This window comes from Pseudomonas sp. PME37.24/025 (assembly GCF_055556615.1).
The window spans coordinates 22762-40370 of the sequence record NZ_JBVHNK010000019.1 but is presented as its reverse complement, the minus strand read 5'-3'; the positions used below and the strand labels follow the sequence as shown (position 1 = coordinate 40370).

General features: G+C 59.8%; 15 protein-coding genes and 1 pseudogene. 8 read left to right on the top strand and 8 right to left on the bottom strand.

Annotated features, from left to right (window positions below):
- Nucleotides 1–10: 10 nt before the first annotated feature.
- From ACZ3HH_RS27190 to ACZ3HH_RS27180, 3 genes are all read right to left on the bottom strand, one after another.
- Nucleotides 11–2452, bottom strand: coding sequence for a fimbria/pilus outer membrane usher protein (locus ACZ3HH_RS27190; protein WP_465809317.1), 2442 nt, complete (start codon nucleotides 2450–2452; stop codon nucleotides 11–13).
- Nucleotides 2452–3156, bottom strand: a complete 705-nt coding sequence (locus ACZ3HH_RS27185) for a fimbria/pilus chaperone family protein (protein WP_465809315.1) — start codon at nucleotides 3154–3156, stop codon at nucleotides 2452–2454. The genes ACZ3HH_RS27190 and ACZ3HH_RS27185 overlap by 1 nt, the downstream gene beginning before the upstream one ends.
- Nucleotides 3157–3283: 127 nt before the next feature.
- Nucleotides 3284–3934 (bottom strand): DUF1120 domain-containing protein, encoded by a 651-nt coding sequence (locus tag ACZ3HH_RS27180; RefSeq protein WP_465809312.1) that lies wholly within the window; start codon nucleotides 3932–3934, stop codon nucleotides 3284–3286.
- Nucleotides 3935–4214: 280 nt separating this feature from the next.
- Here ACZ3HH_RS27180 and ACZ3HH_RS27175 point away from each other — a divergent pair, with 280 nt between their 5' ends.
- Nucleotides 4215–5783 (top strand): phospholipase D family protein, encoded by a 1569-nt coding sequence (locus ACZ3HH_RS27175; RefSeq protein WP_465809310.1) that lies wholly within the window; start codon nucleotides 4215–4217, stop codon nucleotides 5781–5783.
- A 184-nt stretch (nucleotides 5784–5967) separates the two neighbouring features.
- On the opposite strand, the gene ACZ3HH_RS27170 is transcribed toward ACZ3HH_RS27175, so the two are convergent.
- Both ACZ3HH_RS27170 and ACZ3HH_RS27165 read right to left on the bottom strand, forming a co-directional pair.
- Nucleotides 5968–7113: an MFS transporter gene (locus ACZ3HH_RS27170; RefSeq protein WP_465809308.1), complete on the bottom strand. Its 1146-nt coding sequence runs from the start codon at nucleotides 7111–7113 to the stop codon at nucleotides 5968–5970.
- Between the two features lie 182 nt (nucleotides 7114–7295).
- A complete protein-coding gene (locus ACZ3HH_RS27165) occupies nucleotides 7296–8789 on the bottom strand; it encodes an aldehyde dehydrogenase (RefSeq protein WP_465809306.1) in 1494 nt (497 codons plus the stop codon).
- A 227-nt stretch (nucleotides 8790–9016) separates the two neighbouring features.
- Here ACZ3HH_RS27165 and ACZ3HH_RS27160 point away from each other — a divergent pair, with 227 nt between their 5' ends.
- Together ACZ3HH_RS27160 and ACZ3HH_RS27155 are read left to right on the top strand one after the other, a co-directional pair.
- Entirely contained in the window at nucleotides 9017–9379 is a 363-nt protein-coding gene (locus ACZ3HH_RS27160; protein WP_465809304.1) for a cupin domain-containing protein, read from the top strand.
- 173 nt (nucleotides 9380–9552) lie between these two features.
- On the top strand, nucleotides 9553–9771 hold the full coding sequence (locus ACZ3HH_RS27155) for a peptidase inhibitor (RefSeq protein ID WP_465809302.1): 219 nt from the start codon (nucleotides 9553–9555) through the stop codon (nucleotides 9769–9771).
- Between the two features lie 79 nt (nucleotides 9772–9850).
- Here the strand turns inward: ACZ3HH_RS27155 and rpmG are convergent, their stop codons facing one another.
- Entirely contained in the window at nucleotides 9851–10006 is a 156-nt protein-coding gene (rpmG, locus tag ACZ3HH_RS27150; RefSeq protein WP_007894709.1) for a 50S ribosomal protein L33, read from the bottom strand.
- A gap of 11 nt (nucleotides 10007–10017) precedes the next feature.
- On the bottom strand, nucleotides 10018–10251 hold the full coding sequence (gene rpmB, locus ACZ3HH_RS27145; protein WP_007894701.1) for a 50S ribosomal protein L28: 234 nt from the start codon (nucleotides 10249–10251) through the stop codon (nucleotides 10018–10020).
- 446 nt (nucleotides 10252–10697) lie between these two features.
- Between rpmB and ACZ3HH_RS27140 the strand changes: the two genes are divergently transcribed.
- Nucleotides 10698–12287, top strand: a complete 1590-nt coding sequence (locus tag ACZ3HH_RS27140; RefSeq protein WP_465809299.1) for an ABC transporter substrate-binding protein — start codon at nucleotides 10698–10700, stop codon at nucleotides 12285–12287.
- Nucleotides 12288–12422: 135 nt separating this feature from the next.
- Here the strand turns inward: ACZ3HH_RS27140 and radC are convergent, their stop codons facing one another.
- Entirely contained in the window at nucleotides 12423–13097 is a 675-nt protein-coding gene (gene radC, locus ACZ3HH_RS27135; RefSeq protein ID WP_465809298.1) for a RadC family protein, read from the bottom strand.
- Between the two features lie 136 nt (nucleotides 13098–13233).
- Between radC and coaBC the strand changes: the two genes are divergently transcribed.
- From coaBC to argB, 4 genes and pseudogenes are all read left to right on the top strand, one after another.
- On the top strand, nucleotides 13234–14442 hold the full coding sequence (gene coaBC, locus ACZ3HH_RS27130; protein WP_007894693.1) for a bifunctional phosphopantothenoylcysteine decarboxylase/phosphopantothenate--cysteine ligase CoaBC: 1209 nt from the start codon (nucleotides 13234–13236) through the stop codon (nucleotides 14440–14442).
- Between the two features lie 5 nt (nucleotides 14443–14447).
- The gene (dut, locus tag ACZ3HH_RS27125) at nucleotides 14448–14903 is read left to right on the top strand and encodes a dUTP diphosphatase (RefSeq protein ID WP_007894692.1); all 456 of its coding nucleotides are present in this window, start codon (nucleotides 14448–14450) and stop codon (nucleotides 14901–14903) included.
- Nucleotides 14904–15232: 329 nt separating this feature from the next.
- Nucleotides 15233–16609, top strand: a pseudogene (locus tag ACZ3HH_RS27120) (phosphomannomutase/phosphoglucomutase); the annotation flags it as partial.
- 38 nt (nucleotides 16610–16647) lie between these two features.
- Nucleotides 16648–17553, top strand: a complete 906-nt coding sequence (gene argB / locus ACZ3HH_RS27115) for an acetylglutamate kinase (protein ID WP_008007602.1) — start codon at nucleotides 16648–16650, stop codon at nucleotides 17551–17553.
- Nucleotides 17554–17609: the final 56 nt, after the last annotated feature.

Genomic DNA, 17609 nt, shown 5'->3' with positions numbered 1-17609 from the left:
GTCCTCTGGATCAACTATCACCCGCCCGACAGGTCACTTCGGCGGCCTGGTAAGGCGCGGTGGTTTCGGGGAGCTGGCGCGTATCGAACTCAAGCAGGCAGCGACGATCGTCGGGCAACGTCAATTGCAGCCCAAGCCACTCGGGGGCATCGGCGATGTACACCAGACCGGCCTCAACCACACTGGTCAGGTATACGCCATCGCTGTCGTACACCGATCCCCCCTTGGGTACCCACTGCCCGGCCTCGGTACGCACATGCAGCATCAGCCGGCGGGCGCTGCTCAGCTTAAAGTCGAGTCGAGGCACCGCGCCGCGTCCGGCTTCGATTTCCTGAAAACCATTGAGCACCTCGACATTACGCGGCAGACTGACGGTGTCTATTTCCAGACGACTGCTCTGGTACGCCGGCAGGCTGGCCGCTACCGCCCTGCCAGTGCCATCGGTCCAGACCGGCCCCTGAGGCGTGCTGATTTTTATCCCGGCATCGGAGCCAATCTTCAGCAGACCGAACGTATCGCGCAGCGCATAAGGTGATGGCGTGAGTCCACTTTCGTGGACAGCCATACCGCCGCGCAACGCGAAGTCATAACTGCGGGCGCCGACACTGCTGCGCGAATAGCCGAGGTCGACACTGGTGTAACGAGGCAGCAAACTGATTCGCCCGTCGAGATTTGTCTGGCCGGTATCGGCACGTTCGGTATTGATGCTGTAGCTCGAGGTCTCGCTGACTTGTTCGTTGTAACGTGCGCCGGTGCGCATCCCCTGCTGACCGTCCTGACGACCGTATACCCTCAGACTACGGTTTCGCCCGAGGGGAAAGCCAAGGGTGGCGTAAACGCCCGTACCGCGATCATCGTCACCACTTTCGCGTTGCACATTCAGCGACAGATTGGCAGCACCGAATTCCCGAGACCATGAAGCACTGATCCGCGATCGATCCTGGCTACCGGTCATGGCATAGCGGGTCATCGAACCGTTGAACGCGCCCCAACGCCGATCTGAGTAATTAACTGAAGTACCCCATTGACGTTCTGCCCGGCCATAAGGGTCATCGATCAGAGATTCCGCCCCCGTGTCCGCCAAGGTTCGAAACCCGTTATTGCGCTGAGCTGCGGTCAAGCTGGCGGACAAGCCGGAGTCCAACGAGGTGCTGAAAGTCGCCTGCAGGCTTTGGCCCTGCCCCGCTGACGCTGTCCGCGAACTCAAGTGCTGAATGCTCACCACCGAGCCGCGCGTCAATGCTTGTTGCACCCCCCAGCCCAATGACTGATAGGCATTGCTCCCCATCCAACCGGCGGTGAATAACGAGTCCGAGCCCCACTGCCAATCCTTGCTGGCGGCAAAAAACGAGGGCGTTTCGCGTTCGTCATGGGTGAACCGTCGCACCTGGCCCGCAGCGATGGCGAAACCCGGTGGGGTCATCCCGCTCAGCGGACGCACATTGGCTGCCGGCACCCGGAAGTGGCGCTGTTCGCCGCTTTCTTCGATGACTGTGACCTCAAGGTCCAGTTGAAGGCTGAGCACAGGTAGATCACGCAAGGTGAATGGCCCAGCAGGAACCAGGGTGGTGTAAATCACGACACCACTTTGGCGCACTTCTATCCGCGACGGTGAGTAAGCCATCCCTTCGACTGCCGTTCCGACGCCGAGGCCCTCCTGACTGCGCAAGGCGAACGCAGTTTCCGGCAGGACCTGAATGCCGGCAAACGGCTCACCGGCAAACAGCGACGAATACATATTGAGCTGACCAAGTTGTACATTGGCCTGATAACGCTCCCAGGTTCGCGATGCCTGGGTGTACAACATCTCGAACCGCGTCACCCCCTCGAACGCAGTGTAATTCTGGCGACTGCGCACGACCCAGTCTCCGGCATTGAATCCCAGTTCCGTTCCCAGGTTGCGATACTGCCTGGATGCGCCCGCGCCTGAGCTGGAAACCACTAGCGCGTCATAGTTCAATACCCCAGCTACGCCACCTGACGCCCAGTTTCGCTGCTGCCGAGGCTGCGCGAGCAATAGATCAGTGGGAACCAAAAGCGCCACTTGTTGCTGGCCTGGAGAGAGTCGCACTTGCGCAGCGGCTATCCCCTCAGTTGCCCGTAAACACGCTTTGTCGTCGACACTGTCGGGCAAACCTGGCGGCGCAGCGATACCGGCATGATCGAGCAGCTTCGCATCAAGGCATAACTGGCCTTCGTCATCGAAGGTGGCCAGCACCTGCCCGACGGGCGAACCGTTGACCTGCAGGAGGACTCGCATACGGCCGGCCTGAAAACGGGGCGAATCGCGAAAATGCTCGGCGACTTTCGGGTCGATACCCCGGGCCTCAAGCACCTCTCGATCGAATTCGATCGGCGTTTCGGCCCAGGCTTTTCCTGTGGCATCAATCACCAGAACCAGACTGCCGACCCAGCAACGTGAGTCGCCATACCAAGGCTTGCGGCGACTCATTATCGGCTGCTCAACGGCGCATCATGGCTGTCGACCGCGAATCCATAAGTCGTCGCGGGGAAAATCCGCACATGAGTGCCCAACGTCGACACGGCGGCGAGCGTCAGTACTTCGCCGGGCAGGATGTAGGTGCGCCCGAGATCGAGCATCGCGCCGCTGGGGATCAAGCTCACCGATCTGGAGAGCCGCACCACATATGGACTGGGGTTGCTCACCAGCACGCGGTCGCCAACAACGCTCCAGAGCAAATGTTTCCAGGGCATGCGGTCCACTGCCAGGTTGGCTGGACGCAGGATCACCGGAATGTTTTGCCGCACGCCCAGGCTGAGCCGAGCACCGTCGGCGCCTTGACGGGGCTTTATCCCCTCGAACACCACCCGTTTCAGGCGTTCGGTTTCCAGAGGTTTGGTGCTGCGCAAGATGAACCTGACCTGCTGGCTCTGTCCGGGCTCAACCCGGGCCACGGGCGGAGTCAGCAGGAATAATGGTTCGTCATCCTCTGCGATGTGTTCGATCGTGCTGTAGAGCAATGCCGGTTGTTCGTCGGAGTTTTTGACATTGAGGGTCGCTTCGCCCAATGCCTCATCGACTATCACGACGGGGGTTTGCGGCACCATGCCAGCCGCCATCGCCAGCGCACTGAAGAATGACAGGCACAGGGCCGCAACGGCACCGAGCGCCAGCAAAGATTTAGGGGGACACATGAAATTCTCCAGAGGGCATCGACCAGCACGGCGAACGCAATGCCTGTCGATGCCCGATGTCACGCTAGGAAACGGTCGATAGCGGTCTGACCGTCAGCCCATTAACAGCACGTTATGCCGCGTCGGCTCAGAGGTAGAACACGTCGAACGTCACCGAACCGTCGAGTGGGAACTCGTCGGTGGTGGCTGGCAGTTCGGAAGTCGGACGAATAGCCGCAGCCACTTTCATCGGAAAGACATGCAGGCGCGCGGCGGCCGGGCCGGCTGCTGCACCAGGCCCCCAGGAATAGGAAACCGGGGCGTTGGACATCAGGCCGCTGACCGGAACTCGCCACACCGGATTGGCCGGAGAGCGCACCAGAAAAGTCTGCGGGTTGCCATCGGTCAGGGGCTGGCCGGTCAGCAGGCCGAAGCCGCCAATGCCGATGCCGTTCGTGCTGCCGAGGCCATAGTAAAGGTGATCACCGGGACGGTTATTGAACGTGAGGCCCGGTACTTTGGTAGCGCCACGATTATCCGTGACTGCAATCTCCACCGCTGCGGGTGCGTCGCATGCGATTTTCAAAGTGATGTCACGCGGTGGCAGATTGTTTTGTGTGGTCGCGCTCAACGTCGCGGAATGGATCCGCCCCAGATCGATATTGCTGCCACCGGCGAATGCAGGAATGCAGGAAGTTGGAATGACCGTACCGCTGACGCTAAGGTCGACACTTGCCGCTTGAACGGCTAATGGAGCGATGGTTGCTGTTAAAGCGGCCATCAAAAAAAGCTTCTTCATAAACACTTACCTGTGAATGGGTGAAAGCACCAACGCGATTGAATGCAGCGAGAAATCTGGCTTTCTTCCGACACGTCGAATACCCGAAGATCATTCCGTTTCTTGTAAGTTTTTTATGTAGGAGAAGTCGCTATATCAATTGGGCATTCGTGACAGAACCTGTGGCTCTTTCGGTTGCTTGAGCGACGGATCCGATCAATCGGGGTCATGTCACCGTTCAAACGTGTGGGGTCCCAATGCCGTGCCATACTTCGGTTGACCCTGACGCGAGAAACCTGCCTTGATACTCATTCCGGTCCGGCCCTTCGCTCTGTTGCTCGCCTTGTTGCTCGGCAGTTGCACCAGCCTTGATGTCGTCCGCGAACCGAGTCAGGCCTTGCCGGCGGCCGATTCGGCGTTCGGCCGTTCGATCCAGGCCCAGGCCGCCCCCCATCAGGGCCAATCCGGCTTTCGCTTGCTCTCCGACAGCGCCGAGGCCTTTACCGCCCGCGCCGAGCTGATTCGCAACGCCCAAAGCAGCCTCGATCTGCAGTACTACATCGTCCATGACGGTATCAGCACACGAATACTGGTGAGCGAGCTGCTCAAGGCCGCCGACCGCGGCGTGCGGGTGCGGATTCTGCTCGACGACACCACCAGCGATGGCCTGGACAGGATCATCGCGACCCTCGCCGCCCATCCGAAGATTCAGATCCGCGTGTTCAACCCGCTGCATCTAGGCCGCAGTACCGTCGTTACGCGAACGATGGGCCGGTTCTTCAACCTGTCGCAGCAACACCGGCGCATGCACAACAAACTGTGGGTGGCGGACAACAGCGCGGCGATCGTTGGCGGGCGCAACCTGGGGGACGAGTATTTCGATGCCGAGCCAAAAATGAATTTCACCGACATCGATATGCTCAGTGTCGGCCCGGTTGCAGAGCAGCTGGGGCATAGCTTCGACCAGTACTGGAACAGCGCTCTGAGCAAGCCGATCGAGCAGTTTCTCTCGACCAAGCCGACCGCCAGGGATCTGAAAAACACCCGGACTCGATTGGACGAGTCTCTGGAGGAAACGCGCAAACAGAACCACGCGCTTTATCAGCAGTTAATGGCCTACACCACTCACCCGCGCCTGGATGTCTGGCGCCGGGAGCTGATCTGGGCCTGGAACCAGGCGCTGTGGGACGCTCCAAGCAAGGTGCTGTCCGACGGCGAACCTGACCCGCACCTGCTGCTGACCACCCAGTTGGCGCCCGAGCTCAATGGGGTCAGCAAAGAGCTGATCATGGTCTCGGCCTACCTCGTACCCGGCGAACCGGGGCTGGTTTACCTGACCGGTCGCGCCGATGCCGGCGTATCGGTCAGCGTGCTGACCAACTCACTGGAAGCCACCGATGTACCCGCCGTGCATGGTGGTTACGCGCCTTATCGCAAAGCCTTGCTGGAGCATGGCGTGCAATTGTTCGAATTACGCCGACAGCCCGGCGACAACGGCGGCAGCGGGCCGCGCCTGTTTTACAGAAAGTCCAACCACGGTTCCGGCTCCAGCCTGCACAGCAAGGCAATGATCTTCGACCAACAGAAAGCCTTCATCGGCTCATTCAATTTCGACCCGCGCTCGGTACTGTGGAATACCGAAGTCGGGGTACTGGTGGACAACCCGCAGCTCGCCGGACGAGTGCGTGAACTGGCACTGGAAGGTATGGCGCCTGCCCTCAGCTATCAGGCCCGGCTGGAAAAGGGTCAGATCGTCTGGGTCACCGAAGATGACGGCAAGCAGCACACATTGACCAAAGAACCGGGAGGTTGGTGGCGACACTTCAATTCATGGCTCAGCAGCATGGTCGGCCTGGAGCGGATGTTGTAGCCAAGAGGCTGGTGATGAATTGTGGCGAGGGAGCTTGCTCCCGCTCGGCTGCGCAGCAGTCGCAAAACGGCATCCGCGTTCTATCTGAATAAGCGGTGGCGCATGATTTAGGGCCGCTGCGCGACCCAGCGGGAGCAAGCTCCCTCGCCACAGGCAAACTCCCTCACCACAGGTTGTGCAGCGCTCAGGCCGGTTCGGCAACTGTCCCAAACGCGCCTTGCCGCGACACCAGAATTACCAGCCCCAACGCGCCCGCCGCCATCAGCAACGGCAAGGCATGCCCGCTGATCCACTGGCTTCCGGCACCGGCTGCCAAAGATCCGATCAGGCAACCAATGCCCCAGAGCTGTGCGATGTGGGCATTGGCCCGCACCAGCGCATCGTCGCGATAACGCTCGCCGATCAGGATCAGCGACAAGGTGAACAAACCACCGGCACTGGCGCCAAACAGCACCCACAGCGGCCAGATCAGTAGCGTGTCAATCAGCAACGGAATCGCCAGGCTCGACAGCAACAAGAGCATCGCACAGCCGGTGAATAACGTACGCCGCGACAAGCGATCGGCGAGCGCGCCAATCGGCAATTGCAGCAAGGCATCACCCACCACCACCGTGCTGACCATCGCCAAGGCGATTTCCGTGGTGAAGCCCTGACGCAGGCAATAGACCGGCAGCAAAGTCAGGATCATCGCCTCGAACGCGGCGAACAGCGATACCGCCCAGGCAATTGCCGGCAAGCCGCGGCAGAAGGTCAACAAGTCTGCGAGGGTTACGCTGCAGGCTTCGCTGGTGGGTGCGCCGCCGCGACCCAGCAGCAGGAACGGTGACGTCATCAGCAAACCGACACCGACCCAGAAGCCATAATCGTGCTCGGTGCCCAACGCACCCAACAGCAACGGCCCGGCCAACTGGCTCAGCGCATAGCTACTGCCATACAGCGCCACCAGTCGACCGCGCCATTGCTCGACCACTAGTTGGTTAATCCAGCTTTCGCCGAGGATGAAGACGAGGGTCAGGATCACCCCGATCATCAACCGCAGCGCCAGCCAGACCGGGTAGCTCGGCCACACTGCCAGCAAACCGATGGATACCGCCCCGGCCCACAGGCACAGGCGCATCAAATTGGCCGTGCCAAGACGGGCCGCGAGGTGGCTGGAGATTTTCGCCCCCAGCAATACGCCAATGGCCGGCATCGCCGCCATCACGCCGATCGCGAACGAGCCGTAACCCCAGCCTTCCAGACGCAGCGATACCAACGGCATGCTGACACCCAAGGCCAGGCCGACACTCAAGACAGACGCCAAAACAGCGAAATAAGTCGCCCAACGCATGTTCCACACTCCTGTGGATTTTTTATGTGCAGCGCAAAACACTGTGGGAGCGAGCCTGCTCGCGATGACGGAGCAACATTCAACATTGACGTCGACTGTCATACCGCTATCGCGAGCAGGCTCGCTCCCACAAGGGATCTATGTTGCGTCGGGCCTCGATATGAACCGGGGCCCGCTACACATTACAACTTGATCCAGGTCGCCTTCAGCTCGGTGTATTTGTCGAACGCGTGCAGCGACTTGTCGCGACCGTTGCCGGACTGTTTGAATCCACCGAACGGTGCGGTCATGTCGCCGCCGTCGTACTGATTGACCCACACGCTACCGGCACGCAAAGCCTTGGCGGTCAGGTGAGCCTTGGAGATGTCGGCGGTCCAGACTGCAGCGGCCAGACCGTAAGGCGTGTCGTTGGCGATCTGGATGGCTTCTTCAGCGCTGTCGAAGGTGATGACCGACAACACCGGACCGAAGATTTCTTCCTGAGCAATTTTCATCGCGTTGCTCACACCATCGAAAATCGTCGGCTCGACGTAGGTGCCACCGGTTTCCTGAAGAATGCGCTTGCCGCCAGCCACCAGTTTGGCGCCATCGGTGTGACCGGATTCGATGTAGGACAGCACAGTATTCATCTGCTGGGTATCCACCAGCGCACCGACGTTGGTTGCCGGGTCCAGCGGGTTGCCCGGCTTCCAGGTTTTCAGGGCCTCGATCACCAGCGGCAGGAATTTGTCCTTGATCGAACGCTCCACCAGCAGGCGCGAGCCAGCGGTGCAGACTTCGCCCTGGTTGAAGGCGATGGCACCGGCAGCGGCTTCGGCGGCGGCTTGCAGGTCCGGCGCATCGGCGAACACGATGTTCGGGCTCTTGCCGCCAGCTTCCAGCCAGACGCGCTTCATGTTCGATTCGCCGGAGTAGATCAGCAGTTGCTTGGCGATCTTGGTCGAACCGGTAAACACCAGGGTGTCGACGTCGTTGTGCAGGGCCAGGGCCTTGCCGACGGTGTGACCGTAACCCGGCAGCACGTTCAGCACACCTTTTGGAATACCGGCTTCAACGGCCAGCGCCGCAATGCGGATCGCGGTCAGCGGAGATTTTTCAGACGGTTTAAGGATCACCGAGTTACCGGTGGACAGCGCCGGCCCGAGCTTCCAGCAGGCCATCATCAACGGGAAGTTCCACGGCACGATCGCACCAACCACGCCGACCGGCTCGCGAGTCACCAGACCCAGCTGATCGTGCGGGGTGGCGGCGACTTCGTCGTAGATCTTGTCGATGGCTTCACCGCTCCAGCTCAGGGCTTGCGCCGCGCCGGGAACGTCGATGTACAGGGAATCGCTGATCGGCTTGCCCATGTCCAGGGTTTCGAGCAGGGCCAGCTCTTCGGCGTGCTGTTTCAGCAGGCCGGCAAAACGAATCATGGTGGCTTTGCGTTTGGTCGGTGCCAGGCGCGACCAGGCGCCGGAATTGAAAGTGGCGCGGGCGTTGTCCACGGCACGCTGGGCGTCGGCGGAGTCACAGCTGGCAATCTTGCCCAGCAGACGGCCATCGACAGGGCTGATGCACTCGAAGGTCTCACCGGAGACGGCATCGGTGTATTCGCCATTGATGTAGGCGCGGCCTTCGATCTTCAGATCGCGAGCCCGTTGTTCCCAGTCGGCACGAGTCAGGGTGGTCATTCGAGTGTCCTCCTCTTATTGAATACGAGTGCCCCGCGTTCTATGCGGGTGCTGTCAGGAATTCTGCCCGGCCAGCCTGCTTTTCGGCTCAAGGCAACCGTTACCCTAAACCAGCGGCCGGTGAAGTTTCAATATATTTGACACAAGGCCGGCAAACGGCCTTGCGATGTTCATTTTAATAAACATAGACTTTCAATTTTCCAGCGCAATCACGGGGGAATACCAGCATGAGCATTCAGGATATCGTCGATTTCAGCCAGGCCAACACCCAGCCCGATCGTTATCGGCCCGACCCTGCAAAAGTCCTCAAGGGCGACCCCGAGCAAGCGGTGTACAACCATTACAACAGCCCGTGCGGCCAGATGAGTGCAGGTGTTTGGGAAGGCGAAGTCGGCCAGTGGCTAGTGAACTACACCGAGCACGAATACTGCGAAATCGTTCAGGGGGTTTCAGTGCTGCGCGACGGCGATGGCAACGCCAAGACCCTGCGTGTGGGCGATCGCTTCGTGATCCCGGCCGGTTTCAAAGGCACCTGGGAAGTGCTGGAGCCGTGCCGCAAGATCTATGTGGCTTTCGAGCAGAAGGCTTGAGTCGAAGTGAATCGAAACAAGCACTGACAATCTGACGCTAGTCGATCACCGCGACAGCGGATAAGACTGCTCATGGGCGCCACGCACTTGTCGTCGGAATGGCAATGCACAGGAGGTGCGGCCAATCCGGCGGGAGAGCGCCCCGAACCCATGAACTTTGCAAGGAGGCAAACATGCCAGTCTTACCCGATCAATGCGATCTCGCCATCGCCCAATACACCATCGGCCAAAAATGCACGCCGGAGCTGCTCGAAGAAGTTCGCGCCCTGGCCAATGGGGCTCCCGTGCGCGCCACAGGACCGACGTACCCCTCGAGCTGGGACCTGCGCCCGCGGCGCATCAACCTGCATACCAATGCCGACAGAGTCATCGTCAGCATCAACTGCGGTTGACCAAAATCCTTGATTCACTCGCAACAAAAAAGGCCCGTATCTCGCGATACGGGCCTTTTTCGTAAGAGGGAAAAATCAATTACTTGATTTTGCCTTCTTTGTAGATCACGTGCTTACGAACAACCGGATCAAATTTCTTGATCTCGATTTTGTCCGGAGTAGTGCGCTTGTTCTTGTCGGTAGTGTAGAAGTGACCAGTACCGGCGCTCGAAATCAAACGAATCAATTCACGCATGATTAGCTCCCTTAGATCTTGCCGGCTTTGCGGATTTCGGCCAGCACGACAGTGATGCCACGCTTGTCGATGATACGCATGCCTTTGGCAGATACGCGCAGACGCACGAAACGTTTCTCTTCTTCAACCCAGAAGCGGTGATGCTGCAGGTTCGGCAGGAAACGACGACGGGTTTTGTTGTTTGCGTGGGAAATGTTATTCCCAGTCACCGGACCCTTACCGGTAACTTGACATACTCTCGACATGCCTCAGCCCTCTAAAACCACATGCCCAACCCGGCATGGGTTGGCCGCTTAATCTCTCAGTCATTTGGCGCCAGGCGCCGCGTTTCTTTAGAGGTCTTACCGGCTACACCTACAGTGAAGGAACCGGGCCCCTAGAAAAGAGCGCTGCTTTATACCAGAAAGACTGGAGAGCAACAACATTCCGTGTGCACGGACTCGATAAATTCCCCATTTTCCGGGCGCCGGGCGCCTTGGATAAAGGCTGTGGTCAATGAAGACCGCTCGTCGCAGAGAATCGGCCAACAGGCCAATCGAAGATTTTTCCCAGCCAGCACTCACCGAAAACTAGCGCCCATAGTCCCCTTAAAATGAAAAAGGGGATAGTCATTTGCAAAAGAGCCCACTAGGGTAAGCCTTTTCCAGACTGCACTTGCAGATGGGCCTTCGATCTGTAAAGGAATCCGACCATGCGCCTTGCTGCCCTACCGCTGCTGCTCGCCCCACTGCTGCTGAGCCCATTGGCCCATGCCGCCGCCCTGACCGTCTGCACCGAGGCCAGCCCTGAAGGGTTCGATGTGGTGCAATACAACTCGCTGACCACCACCAATGCCTCGGCCGATGTGCTGATGGACCGCCTGGTGGACTTCGACACGGCCAGCGGCAAAGTGGTCGCCAGCCTGGCGGACAGCTGGGAAGTCACACCCGACGGCCTGACCTACGTCTTCAAATTGCACCCGCTGGTGAAATTTCACCATACCGAATACTTCAACCCGACGCGTGACCTGACCGCCGAAGACGTGAAGTTCAGCTTCGACCGCATGCTCGACCCGGCAAACCCTTGGCACAAAGTGGCGCAGAGTGGCTTTCCGCACGCGCAATCGATGCAGTTACCGGCGCTGATCAAGAAGATCGACGCACTGGATCCGCTTACCCTCCGCTTCACCCTCGATCACCCGGACTCGACCTTCCTGCCGACCCTGAGCATGGGTTTCGCCTCGATCTATTCGGCTGAGTACGCGGACAAACTGCTGAAGGCCGGCACTCCGGAGAAACTCAACAGCCAGCCGATCGGCAGCGGCCCGTTCATCTTCACGCGCTTCCAGAAAGATGCCTCGATTCGCTACAAGGCCAACCCGGATTACTTCCGTGGCAAGCCGTCGGTTGACCCGCTGATCTTCGCCATCACTCCAGACGCCAACGTGCGCTTGCAGAAATTGCGCCGCAACGAGTGCCAGATCGCCCTGTCGCCCAAACCGCTGGACGTACAGGCTGCGAAGCAGGAACCAACGCTGAAGGTGGAAAAGACTGACGCTTTCATGACCGCATTCGTCGGCATCAACAGCCAGCATCCGCCGCTGGACAAACCCGAAGTACGTCAGGCAATCAACCTGGCGTTCGACAAGGCCAACTACATCAAGGCCGTGTTCGAAGATACCGCTGAACCCGCCAACGGTCCGTATCCGCCTAACACCTGGAGCTACGCCAAAGGTTTGCCGGGCTACCCGCATGACGTCGAAAAGGCCCGTGCGTTGATGGCCAAGGCCGGGCTCAAGAATGGTTTCCAGACCACCATCTGGACCCGTCCTTCCGGCAGCCTGCTGAACCCCAATCCGAGCCTCGGCGCGCAATTGCTGCAGTCCGACCTGGCGGAAATCGGCATCCAGGCCGAAATTCGCGTGATCGAATGGGGCGAGCTGATTCGTCGCGCCAAGGCCGGCGAGCACGACCTGCTGTTCATGGGCTGGGCTGGCGATAACGGCGACCCGGACAACTTCCTCACACCGCAGTTTTCCTGCGCGGGGGTCAAATCCGGCACCAACTTCGCCCGCTACTGCAACCAGGACCTGGACAAGCTGATCAGCGCCGGCAAGACCACCGGCGAGCAAGGTGTACGCACCAAGCTCTACGAACAGGCCCAGGCGCAGATCCAGCAACAGGCGTTGTGGCTGCCACTGGCCCACCCGACGGCCTTCGCGCTGACGCGTAAGGATGTGCAGGGTTATCAGGTCAGTCCGTTCGGCCGACAGGACTATTCGAAGGTTAACCTCAAGCCATAAGCACCAACACAAAACCTGTGGGAGCGGGCTTGCCCGCGATAGCGGACTTTCAGACGACAACTTTTTTGAATGTGCCAACGTCATCGCGGACAAGCCCGCTCCCACAAGGGATTTACTTCGCTCCGAATCCCTCGCTCACATCCACCCATACTCGGCCATGGACAGCGGATCGCCGTCACCGACGATGAAATGGTCAAGCACCCGCACATCGATCAGGTCCAGGGCCTCTTGCAGGCGTTTGGTCAGCATTCGGTCGGCCTGACTGGGGTCAGCGTTACCCGACGGATGGTTGTGGCACAGGATTAGCGCTGCGGCGTTATGGGCCAGAGCGCGCTTGACCACCTGCCTGGGATGGACGCTCGTGTTGTCGATAGAGCCGCGAAACAATGCCTCAAACGCCAGCACTTGATGCTTGGAATCCAAAAACAGACACCCGAACACCTCATGAGGCTCGTGGCGCAGCATCGCTTTCAGGTAGTCCCTAACCGCCTGCGGATTTTCCAGCGCCGATTTCTGACGCGCACATTCGGCCAAATGCCTTCTGCCCATTTCCTGTGCCGCTTGCAGCTGAGCGAATTTCGCTGGCCCAAGCCCTAATTGCCTGCTGAACGCAGCTTGATCGGCCTCTAGCAGCGAGCGCAGGCTGCCAAATTGATTCAGCAGGTGTCGCGCCAGATCCACCGCGCTTTTACCCGACACGCCGGTTCGTAAAAAAATCGCCAGCAGTTCGGCGTCCGAAAGACTCCCCGAGCCCAACTCAAGTAACCTCTCCCGCGGCCGCTCGGCCGCCGGCCAATCGCGAATACTCATAGCACCTCCCTGGAATGTGGGCGCCGCTGTTCCATAGCGGTCGCTGTGATATCGTAGCCCATCTTTTTTGCTGGCGAATTCATCCCTGGGGAGGGGGTATCGCCAAGCAGTCATCAACGAAATGAAAGGCAGACCTATGCAGCGGCTGTATCGGAAACGCATCGTTCTGGGCGTCGGCGGCGGCATTGCTGCCTACAAGAGCGCCGAGCTGGTTCGCCGTCTGATCGACCAGGGCGCCGAAGTGCGCGTGGTCATGACCCGTGGCGGCAGCGAATTCATTACCCCGCTGACCATGCAGGCTTTGTCCGGGCATCCGGTCCATCTCGATTTGCTGGACCCGGCGGCCGAAGCCGCAATGGGCCACATCGAGCTGGCCAAATGGGCCGATCTGGTACTGATCGCTCCCGCCACTGCGGACCTGATCGCCCGACTGGCCCAAGGCATTGCCGACGACCTGCTGACCACGCTGGTGCTGGCCACCGACGCGGTGGTCGCGGTTGCCCCGGCGATGAACCAGGCCATGTGGCGCGACCCGGCGACCCAAGCCAACCTGCAAACCCTCGAAAGCCGCGACCTCAAGGTCTTCGGCCCAGCCTCCGGCAGCCAGGCCTGCGGCGACGTTGGCATGGGCCGCATGCTCGAAGCCACCGACCTCGCCCAGTGCGCGGCAGACTGCTTCCAGCGTCAGGCACTGACCGGCAAACACGTGCTGATCACCGCTGGCCCGACCCAGGAAAACATCGACCCGGTGCGCTACATCACCAACCACAGCTCCGGAAAAATGGGCTTTGCACTGGCCGAAGCCGCGGTAGAAGCCGGCGCCCGCGTGACCCTGATCACAGGTCCCGTGCACCTGCCGACCCCGGATCGCGTCACGCGCATCGACGTGGTGAGTGCCCGCGACATGCTCGCTGCCTGTGAAGCGGCGATCCCTTGCGACCTGTTCATCGCCTCTGCTGCGGTCGCGGACTACCGCCCGGAAGTCGTCGCCCCACAGAAACTCAAGAAAGACCCTACGAACGGCGACGGCTTGTTGCTACAGATGGTGCGCAACCCAGACATCCTGGCCACCATCGCCACCCGTCCCGACCGTCCGTTCAGTGTCGGTTTCGCTGCCGAAACCGAACACTTGCTCGATTACGCTGCACGCAAGTTGAAAGACAAGAACCTCGATCTGATCGTCGCCAACGACGTCGCGAACCCGAGTATTGGCTTCAACAGCGAAGAAAACGCCTGCAGCGTGATCGACCGTGAGCTGCACGCCACACTCTTCGCCCAGACCAGCAAGAGCAAAATCGCTCGCCAGCTGATCACTTTTATCGCCGAACGTCTGAACCAGGTTTAATTTACATGCACGCTTTGCAAGCCAAGATCCTCGACCCACGCATCGGTACCGAATTCCCGCTGCCGCAATACGCCACGCCAGGCTCCGCCGGCCTCGACCTGCGCGCCATGCTGGAAAAAGACACCGTCATCAAGCCGGGCGAAACCCTGCTGATTCCGACTGGCCTGTCTGTCTACATTGGCGATCCAGGTTTGGCCGCGCTGATTCTGCCGCGCTCCGGCCTGGGCCATAAGCACGGCATCGTGCTGGGCAATCTGGTCGGCCTGATCGACTCCGATTACCAGGGCCCGCTGATGGTGTCGTGCTGGAACCGTGGCCAGACCGATTTCAACATGGTGGTAGGCGAACGCCTGGCCCAATTGGTGCTGGTACCGGTAGTTCAAGCGCATTTTGAAATGGTCGAAGAGTTCGTCGAAACCCAGCGCGGCACTGGCGGGTTCGGACATTCCGGCAGCCACTGATCTGATAGAGAACCCTGTGGCGAGCGAGCTTGCTCGCGCTGGGCTGCGAAGCGGCCCCAAGATTTTATGGGTGCTGCGCACCCAAGCGGGAGCAAGCTCCCTCGCCACAAATTGCACAGACGTCATCTGGAAGGTTTACCACTGGAAATCAAGGCATTGGCCGGCCAATTGCTCGCCGATGTTGATGGCATGGCCTTTTCACACCACGAACTCTCGGTGGAAAACACCGTCATACCCTTCAGTTTGAGCCTGCAGACGATTTTTTCGCCGGCAGGTCCAGCCACTTTCAAGATGGAGCATTCCTACAGATGAGCACCCCAGCCCAAGTCGCACCCAAGTTCCCCGACAGCATCTTCCGCGCCTACGACATTCGCGGCACCGTCCCGGAGTTCTTGAACGCTGAAACCGCTTATTGGCTCGGTCGCGCCATCGGTTCCCAGAGCCTGGCCCAGGACGAACCCAACGTGTCCGTCGGCCGTGACGGTCGCCTGTCCGGTCCAGAACTGGTCGAACAACTGATCAAAGGCCTCGCCGACAGCGGTTGCCACGTCAGCGATGTCGGCCTGGTGCCAACGCCTGCGCTGTACTACGCCGCCAACGTGCTGGCCGGCAAATCCGGCGTGATGCTCACCGGCAGCCACAACCCGTCGAACTACAACGGCTTCAAGATCGTCATCGCTGGCGACACCTTGGCCAACGAACAGATCCAGGCCCTGCACGAACGCCTCAAGACCAACAACCTGAGCAGCGGCAAGGGCAGCATCACCCAGGTCGAGATCCTCGACCGTTACAACACCGAAATCGTCCAGGACATCAAACTGGCTCGCCGCCTCAAAGTCGTGGTCGACTGCGGTAACGGCGCGGCCGGCGTGATCGCCCCGCAACTGATCGAAGCCCTGAACTGCGAAGTTATCCCGCTGTTCTGCGACGTCGACGGCAACTTCCCGAATCACCACCCGGACCCGGGCAAGCCTGAAAACCTCGTGGACCTGATCGCCAAGGTCAAGGAAACCAACGCTGACCTGGGCCTGGCCTTCGACGGCGACGGCGACCGCGTCGGCGTGGTGACCAACACCGGCAGCATCGTTTACCCGGACCGCCTGCTGATGCTGTTCGCTCGTGACGTGCTGGCGCGCAACGCTGACGCGGAGATCATCTTCGACGTCAAATGCACCCGTCGCCTGACGCCGCTGATCAAGGAATACGGCGGTCGCCCGCTAATGTGGAAGACCGGTCACTCGTTGATCAAAAAGAAAATGAAACAAACCGGCGCCCTGCTGGCCGGCGAAATGAGTGGGCACATCTTCTTCAAGGAACGCTGGTTCGGTTTCGACGACGGCATTTACAGCGCCGCTCGTCTGCTGGAGATCCTCAGCAAAGAAAAATCCACCGCGGAAGAGCTGTTTGCGACCTTCCCGAACGATATTTCTACGCCGGAAATCAATATCCATGTGACCGAAGAGAGCAAATTCAGCATCATTGATGCTCTGCACGACGCGAAGTGGGGCGAAGGCGCCGACCTGACCACCATTGACGGCGTGCGAGTCGACTATGCCAAAGGCTGGGGCCTGGTTCGCGCCTCCAACACCACACCGGTGCTGGTGCTGCGCTTCGAGGCCGATGACGAGGCTGAATTGCAGCGCATCAAGGACGTATTCAAAGTCCAGCTAAAGCGTGTTGCACCTGATCTCCTTTTACCGTTTTGATCTTTGATGGCCTTTTTTTGAAGTGCCTGGAGCCCTGAATGACCCTCGAACGCGAAGCCGCCGCCAACACCGCCAAGGTCCTGTCCGAAGCGCTGCCTTACATTCGCCGCTATGTCGGCAAGACGCTGGTGATCAAATACGGCGGCAACGCGATGGAAAGCGAGGAGCTGAAAACCGGCTTCGCCCGCGACATCGTGCTGATGAAAGCCGTCGGCATTAACCCGGTGGTGGTTCACGGCGGCGGCCCGCAAATCGGCGACCTGCTCAAGCGTCTGTCGATCGAGAGCCACTTCATCGATGGCATGCGCGTGACTGATGCGCAGACCATGGACGTGGTGGAAATGGTCCTCGGCGGCCAGGTCAACAAGGACATCGTCAACCTGATCAACCGTCATGGCGGCAGTGCCATTGGCCTGACCGGTAAAGACGCCGAGCTGATTCGCGCGAAAAAGCTCACCGTCACCCGTCAGACGCCGGAAATGACCCAGCCGGAAATCATCGATATTGGCCAAGTGGGCGAAGTGGTCGGGATCAACACCGACTTGCTGAACCTGCTGGTCAAAGGTGACTTCATCCCGGTGATCGCGCCAATCGGTGTCGGCGCCAACGGCGAGTCGTACAACATCAACGCTGACCTGGTGGCCGGTAAAGTTGCCGAAGCGCTGAAGGCTGAAAAGCTGATGCTGCTGACCAACATCGCCGGCCTGATGGACAAGTCGGGCACGGTTCTGACCGGCCTGACGACTCAACAGGTCGACGACCTGATCGCCGACGGCACTATCTACGGCGGCATGCTGCCGAAGATTCGTTGCGCGCTGGAAGCGGTACAAGGCGGCGTGGGTAGCTCGTTGATCATCGATGGTCGGGTGCCGAACGCGATTCTGCTGGAAATCTTCACCGACACCGGTGTGGGCACTTTGATCAGCAATCGCAAGCGTCACTGATTCAAACCTTAAAAAGATCGCAGCCTTCGGCAGCTCCTACAACAGCGGATTTTCGG